The organism is Rubrivirga sp., from assembly GCF_049648075.1.
Lineage (GTDB): Bacteria > Bacteroidota > Rhodothermia > Rhodothermales > Rubricoccaceae > Rubrivirga.
Genome location: NZ_JBARYR010000331.1, coordinates 1 through 6362, shown reverse-complemented (window position 1 = coordinate 6362; position 6362 = coordinate 1). Strand labels below are relative to the sequence as shown.

The 6362-nt window shown below is 67.0% G+C and carries 8 protein-coding genes and 1 pseudogene; 4 read left to right on the top strand and 5 right to left on the bottom strand.

Going from position 1 to position 6362, the window contains the following annotated elements; all coding sequences use genetic code 11:
• Together WBA11_RS09935 and WBA11_RS09930 are read left to right on the top strand one after the other, a co-directional pair.
• Positions 1 to 590, top strand: a pseudogene (locus WBA11_RS09935) (hypothetical protein); the annotation flags it as partial.
• Positions 591 to 672: 82 nt separating this feature from the next.
• A complete protein-coding gene (locus WBA11_RS09930) occupies positions 673 to 1395 on the top strand; it encodes a DUF3047 domain-containing protein (protein WP_424520542.1) in 723 nt (240 codons plus the stop codon).
• A gap of 46 nt (positions 1396 to 1441) precedes the next feature.
• Here the strand turns inward: WBA11_RS09930 and WBA11_RS09925 are convergent, their stop codons facing one another.
• Positions 1442 to 1954 (bottom strand): pyridoxamine 5'-phosphate oxidase family protein, encoded by a 513-nt coding sequence (locus WBA11_RS09925; RefSeq protein ID WP_424520541.1) that lies wholly within the window; start codon positions 1952 to 1954, stop codon positions 1442 to 1444.
• A 476-nt stretch (positions 1955 to 2430) separates the two neighbouring features.
• Positions 2431 to 2571 carry a hypothetical protein gene (locus WBA11_RS09920; protein WP_424520540.1) on the bottom strand — a complete coding sequence of 47 codons (141 nt, stop codon included), beginning with the start codon at positions 2569 to 2571 and terminating at the stop codon, positions 2431 to 2433.
• Between the two features lie 113 nt (positions 2572 to 2684).
• Here WBA11_RS09920 and WBA11_RS09915 point away from each other — a divergent pair, with 113 nt between their 5' ends.
• A complete protein-coding gene (locus tag WBA11_RS09915) occupies positions 2685 to 3146 on the top strand; it encodes a hypothetical protein (protein ID WP_424520539.1) in 462 nt (153 codons plus the stop codon).
• 127 nt (positions 3147 to 3273) lie between these two features.
• Here WBA11_RS09915 and lpdA read toward each other — a convergent pair whose 3' ends face one another.
• Entirely contained in the window at positions 3274 to 4728 is a 1455-nt protein-coding gene (lpdA, locus tag WBA11_RS09910; protein ID WP_424520538.1) for a dihydrolipoyl dehydrogenase, read from the bottom strand.
• A gap of 250 nt (positions 4729 to 4978) precedes the next feature.
• The gene (locus WBA11_RS09905; RefSeq protein WP_424520537.1) at positions 4979 to 5278 is read right to left on the bottom strand and encodes a EutN/CcmL family microcompartment protein; all 300 of its coding nucleotides are present in this window, start codon (positions 5276 to 5278) and stop codon (positions 4979 to 4981) included.
• Positions 5279 to 5382: 104 nt separating this feature from the next.
• Here WBA11_RS09905 and WBA11_RS09900 point away from each other — a divergent pair, with 104 nt between their 5' ends.
• Positions 5383 to 5571, top strand: a complete 189-nt coding sequence (locus WBA11_RS09900) for a type II toxin-antitoxin system Phd/YefM family antitoxin (protein ID WP_424520536.1) — start codon at positions 5383 to 5385, stop codon at positions 5569 to 5571.
• Between the two features lie 4 nt (positions 5572 to 5575).
• Here the strand turns inward: WBA11_RS09900 and WBA11_RS09895 are convergent.
• Positions 5576 to 6362 (bottom strand): AAA family ATPase (locus WBA11_RS09895; RefSeq protein ID WP_424520535.1); only part of this gene is annotated, 787 nt, incomplete at its 5' end.

The window sequence follows — 6362 nt, the reverse complement described above, 5'->3', positions numbered from 1 at the left end:
GCATCGACGCCCTCGAGTCGGTCGTGATCGCGTCCCGCGTCGACGCGCCGATCGACGGCCGGGACCGCGTGATCCGGTCCACGATGACGCTCCGGCTGCCCGACGCGACGCGCTGGGACGTCCGCGTCGCGGGACGAACCCGCTCCGTGGTGTTGACGTCGCGGGGAGCGTTCTCCGTCCTCGAGGGCGAGTCCCGACCTCTCGACCTCGAGGCCGAGCTCGCCGTCGCGGCCGACAACTGGCTCCACCCGCTCGTCCTGGCCGCTGGCCGCTCGGACGTCATCGCCGTCCAGCTCTCGCCCGGCCTGGTTCGTGTCACGGTCGACGACCTCGAGGACGACATCTTGGTCGGGCTCAACGCGGACGGACGACCAGACCTGATCACGACACAGCGCCGTCGAGGCGGACGGGTCGACTACGTGGCCATCCGGTATTCCGACTACCGCGAGACGGACGGCGTGATGGTACCGCGCCAGGTCATCCAGACCGTCGCAGGGGTCAAGACGGGCACGTTGAGCGTCGAGCGCGTCGAGGTCGATGGCGACCTGTCGGAGGCATTGTTTACAGTTCCGGTAGAGTCTGACGGGTAAGTAGGAGGGCGTCCTACGGAGTCTGGGCAACGCGCCAGTGCTGCTCTGGTTAGACACCTCCATCGCCTCCGGTCCCGTCGCCATGACTCGCACCCACCTCTCCCTGCTCTCTGTCGCAGCGCTCGTCACGCTGACGGCCTTCGCGCTCCCAGACTACGCGGTCGCGTCGTTCTCGAACATGACGCCCGGCGGCACGATCAACGGGTGGCAGTCGCTGAACTTGGGCAACGCTCCCGAAAGCCGCTACACGCTCGTCCGTGACGGCGGAACGACGGTCGTCCGAGGCCAGGCCGATGCGTCCGCGTCAGGCCTGGTCCGCCGCTTCGACATCGACACCAACCGTTACCCGCTGCTGTCGTGGCGCTGGAAGGCCGACGACGTCATCCAGGGCGGCAACATCAACAGCCGAGGCGGCGACGACTACCCGGCTCGGATCTACGTCTTGTTCGACTACGACCCGGCCGATCTGTCCTTCGGTGACCGCGTCAAGTACCGCGCGCTCCGGGCTCTCGGGTACGACGAGATCCCGGTCCGCGCGATCAGCTACGTGTGGGCCAACCGTGCGAGCGAGACCCGGCCCGTCGCGAACGCCTATACGGACTGGGTCCAGATGATCCCCGTCGAGAGCGGCTCCGCCAACGTCGGCACGTGGCGGAACGAGCGACGGGACGTCGCGGCGGACTACCGCGCGGTCTTCGGCGAGGAGCCGCCCGCGATCGCCGGGATCGCCATCATGAGCGACGCCGACAACACGGGCAACTCCGCGACGGCCTACTTCGGAGACATCCGCCTGTCGACGCGTTAGCGGCCGCCCGTCCTCGAGGCTGCCGCCGATCTCGAGGACGCGCGCGCTAGCTCAGGTCCACGCGGCCGTGGTCCTCGATCGACGTCGGCGGCACGCCGGTCAGCTTGGCCTTGACGAAGCCGATCGCGTAGACGACCGCACTCGAGGGCGAGTCCCAGTACTCCGCGCGTTCGACCTCGACCTTGATCATGCGGAGGGACGGGTCGTCCAAGCCTTCAGGGAACCACGTCTCGAGCTTCTTGGACCACATCTCCTCGGCCTTGCGGCGGTCCTTGACCACGAGCGCCGTCCCGGCCATGGTGACGTAGTCCTGGCGGCCGGGATGCGCGAAGGCGACGCCGACCTTCCGGTTGCGCTCGATGTGGTCGATTTTCTCGGAGTCGGCCTGGGTAAAGAACCACAGGTCGCCGCCGAACGACACCTCCTGCGTCGCCATCGGGCGGCTCCAGGGTTTGCCGTCGGTGTCGACGGTCGTCAACATGCAGATCTCGATGTCGTCGATCAGGTCGGCGAGCTTGGCGATCTGCTCTTGGCGTTCGGTGGGAGAGGAGTTTGACATGAGGTCGAGAGGAGAAACGGGAAGGGAGAGCGGCAGCGTCGCCGTGACTCAGGGCCACACCCGACACGACCGCTCGTTGCCTGGTTCTAATCGCCGTCGACGCCTCAGGTTGCGCCGGGTCGCCGTCAACCGCCTCGAGACACGTCGACCAGACTGTCGCTGGGACGCTGGCCAGCCTCGATGCGGCGATGCGGCCGAGCTGGCGATGAGCATTGACTGCCAGGACGAGTCCGCGTCGCTGTACCGCGATGCCAGTGTCCAAGCGCTACCGTGCGGTGCGGACCAGGCCGTCCCGTCCGAGCGGACCCTCGCCGCCGTCCCACGGACGGTGGTTTCGAGCGGGCCGCACGACCTCGAGGGCGACCGCGTCACGCTCGGGCTCGATGACCGTGACTCGGTAGTCGCTACTATCCTGAGTTCGTCGACTGGATCGGGGACCCGACATCGCCAACAGTCCGAGCGGTGCTCCATCTCGCCTACGACGGGCTCGTCGCCCAATCGCGCTCACCGACTGGATTGAGGAACTGACCCCCTTTGTCGGTCCCGCCCTCGAGGGCGCTCAGGTCGGTCCCAACAGCGAGGGTGGACGGGAAGCGGTCGCAATGGCGCAATTCCATCGAACGTCTCCTCGAGACTCAGGACGCGGAGTGGCTATCCTCGCAGTCGTAGCCGTCCCCCTCCACACATCGGCCTCGAGGCCGACGCGACCTCGAGGTCGCTCCCTCGTCTCATGCATCCAATCATCCGGTCCACCTTGTTGGGCGCGTTCTTGGGATCCCTCGCCGTCGCAGGCGTTTTCGGCCTGTTGGTCCTTACGGGGCTGATGTCGAAGGCCCCGTTCGTGGGAGCCTGGCAGGAGTTGTTCGGTGGGGGATGGGTCACCGCAACGGTGTTCGGCGGGCTCGCCTTTCTGGCCATCGGCACGGCGTGGGGGGCGCCGTTCACGCTCGTCCCTCGCCCGACCATCCTGGCCGCGATGATCTACGCGCTCCTCCCCACGCTGTGGGCGCTCGCGGGGTGGCCGAGCCTTCGAGGACGGCCGACGTTCGCGGGCGGCGACTCGGCTGCGATCATGACCACGCTGATGATCAACGTCGGCATCTGGGGCACCATCTTGGGCGCCTATGCGCACCGTCACACGACAGCGGAGGGGAAGCTGGAGGCGAAAATCCGCAAGACCGGGCGCACATAGATCGTCCTCGAGGACGTAGCGGTACCGCGTGCTCCCGGCCCTCGACGCCGAGGCTCCGTCGCCTCACTCGAGGGCAGAGCCGCCACGGCGTCCCCGAGGCCGACTCCGACCTCGAGGACGAGCCGCGCTACGCGTTGATGGCCTGGCCGTAGGCGTCGCGGAACGCCTCCATGACCGCCTCCGACAACGTCGGGTGTGGGTGCATGGCCTCCATCACCTCGTGCGCGGTCGTCTCGAGCGCACGCGCCGTGACCACCTCCGCGATCATCTCGGTCGCGTCGTGGCCGATGATGTGGGCGCCGAGCACCTCGCCATACTTCTCGTCGACGACGACCTTGACGAAGCCGGTCTGGTCTCCGATCGCGGCCGCCTTGCCGGACGCCGCGAACGGGAACTTGCCGATCAACACGTCGAAGCCGGCCTCCTTGGCCTTCTCCTCTGTGTATCCGACGGATGCGATTTGGGGCAGGCAGTACGTGCAGCCCGGCACGTTGAGGTAGTCGACGGCGTGGGGCGCCGAGTCGTGCTTGCCCATCTCGTGGGCGATGTTCTCGATGCAGACGATGCCCTCGTGGCTCGCGACGTGGGCCAGCCACGGCCCGCCGACGACGTCGCCGATGGCGTAGAGCCCGTCGATGTTGGTCCGGTACATCGAGTCGACCTTGATGGCGCCGCGGTCGTGCTCGACGCCGAGCTCGTCGAGGCCGAAACCCTCGACGTTGCCGACGACGCCAATGGCGGACAAGACCTGGTCGGCCTCGAGGGTCTGGTCGCCCTTCTTCGTCTGGACCGTCACCACGCAACCGTCGCCCGACGTGTCCACGTTGGTGACCTGGGAGCCGGTCATGATCTTGACGCCCATCTTCTTGTACGCCCGCCCGAGCTCCTTGGACACGTCAACGTCCTCGACGGGAACGAGTCGGTCCTGGAGCTCGACGATGGTGACCTCGGTCCCCATGTTGTGGTACACGTAGGCGAACTCGACGCCGATGGCGCCGGCGCCGACGATGACCATCGAGTCCGGCCGCTCGGTCTGGAGCATGGCCTGCTTGTAGTCGATGATCTTGGTCCCGTCGACCGGCAGCGTCGGGATCTCGCGGGCACGCGCGCCGGTCGCGATGATGATGTGCCGTGCCTCGATCTCCTGGGCCTCGCCGACGGTCTCGCCGTCCATCGTCTCGGATGGCTCGATGGTCACCTTGCCGTTGCCCTTGAGCGTCGCCTTGCCCATGAACACGTCCACCTTGTTCTTCTTCATGAGGAACTGGACGCCCTTGTTCATCTTGTCGGCCACGCCTCGTGACCGCTTGACCACGGCCTCGAAGTCCGGCGTCGGGAGGGACGCGCCGTCGCCGCCCGGCATCGTGAACCCGTAGTCGGCGATGTGTGCCATCTGGTTCGCGATCTCGGCGGACTTCAAGAGCGCCTTGGTCGGGATACAACCGATGTTGAGGCAGACGCCGCCGAGCTTGTTCTTCTCGACGATGGCCACGTTCAGGCCGAGCTGGTGGGCGCGGATCGCGGCCTCGTAGCCGCCGGGGCCGGAGCCGATTACGAGGACGTCGTAGGGAGCGTTCGCCATGTCTAGGAGGGTAGGGTTTCTCAGGATACCCCGGACCGCGCGCGGGGTCCCCAGACGGGATTGAAGAGGACGGGAAAGGCGGGCACCGTCTTGCGTGCTGACCGTGCTCGAGCATCGCCGAGGCTGGCTCGGAGCAGTGCGCCCAGCGCCCGGCTTCTACGATCGGGGTCCACGTCGCCCATGAAGGGATCGATGCGGCGCCACTCGCACCCTCGAGGACGATCCGCTCCCGGTTGCCCTCGAGGACGACTCAGCTTGCGCGCGCTGTCCAGTCGTCCACGACCGCGACGATGACGACGTTCGCGGGCATCGCGGGTGCGCCGGGCGGTGCGTCCCGGTCGAACACGTCCGCTACGACCGCGCCCTCTTTTACCACCAGCACCACGTCGCCAGGGCCGGCGTCGAGGCCGGCGTCGAGGGCGACGTCCTCCGTCTTGCCCAGCGACTCGCCCTCGAGGCCGATCCGGTCCACGGTCAACAACCGATGGCTCCGGAAGCGCTCGTGCTTCTGCGTGGCGACGACAGATCCGGTGACGCGAGCGAGATACATCTGGGACTGAGCTTGAAAGGCGTGGTCATAAGTAGTTTAGGGCGTCGTCCGTGACCACCACAGCAGCGGGCGGCAATCGTTACCACCCACACCTTACCACTCGGATGTACAGCACACAGGGTATCGAAGCCATCGCAACCGTGACGGAGCTCCGGTCCAAAACGTCGGCGTTGATCGAGCAGGCGAAAGGACTTAAAACGGGCATCATGATTCAGAAGAACAACGAGCCCGAAGCCGTGCTCATCAACTACGACCTGTACCAGAAGATGTACAAGTCGTACCTCAAGAAGTAGAGCCCTACCGTTCTCCCAGGAGCCGCTTGAGCTCGGCCACGCGTCGGACGGTCGCCTCGCGCTCCAAGCCACGGAACCGCTCCGGTAGCATGGAGCGGCTCGTGCATTCCATCACGGCGACCAGGTTCTGGAGCTCGACCTGAAGCGGGTAGGAGGGCGGGACGAAGTCCTCGACGACGGCGTCGAGGATCTCCTTCGTGATGGCGCCCTCGGCCGCGGGCTCGGGGGCCGGCCGCTCGGCCGCGTCGTCCTCGAGGTCGGTCTCCCCGTTTTCGGACGGAGGGGGCTCCGCATCGCCCTCGAGGGCGTCGTCCTTGATGGGCTCCGCGTCGTATGCGTCGTCGTCAGTGTCCTCGAGATCGGGGTCCTCATCGAGGGCGTGCGTCGCGGCCCGGAACTTGGCCCGCGTCAACAGGGCCTCCATGTCGGCGCCGGAGTACGTCCGCTCGCCGTCGACCAGGGCCTCGGGGACCGCGTCCATTTCGACTTCGACGCCAGTCTTGCGCATCATGACGCGAAGCAGCTCCTCGCGGTCTTGGCGCGTTGACGGGTAGAACAGGCCGATGTGCTCCTCCGCTCGGCCCTGCCGCTTAAGGTCGACCGGCATCAGGTCCGGGCGGGCGGTGACCAGGAACCAGATGATCTTACCCCGGAAGCGGGTGTCCGACATCGCCTGGGCGATCTGGCCGAACCCGCGGCTCGAGACGCCGCTGTCGCCTGAAGAGGACCGGTCTCCGAGGGCCGCGTCCGCCTCGTCGATCATGACCGCGACCGGGTTCATGGCCCGCAAC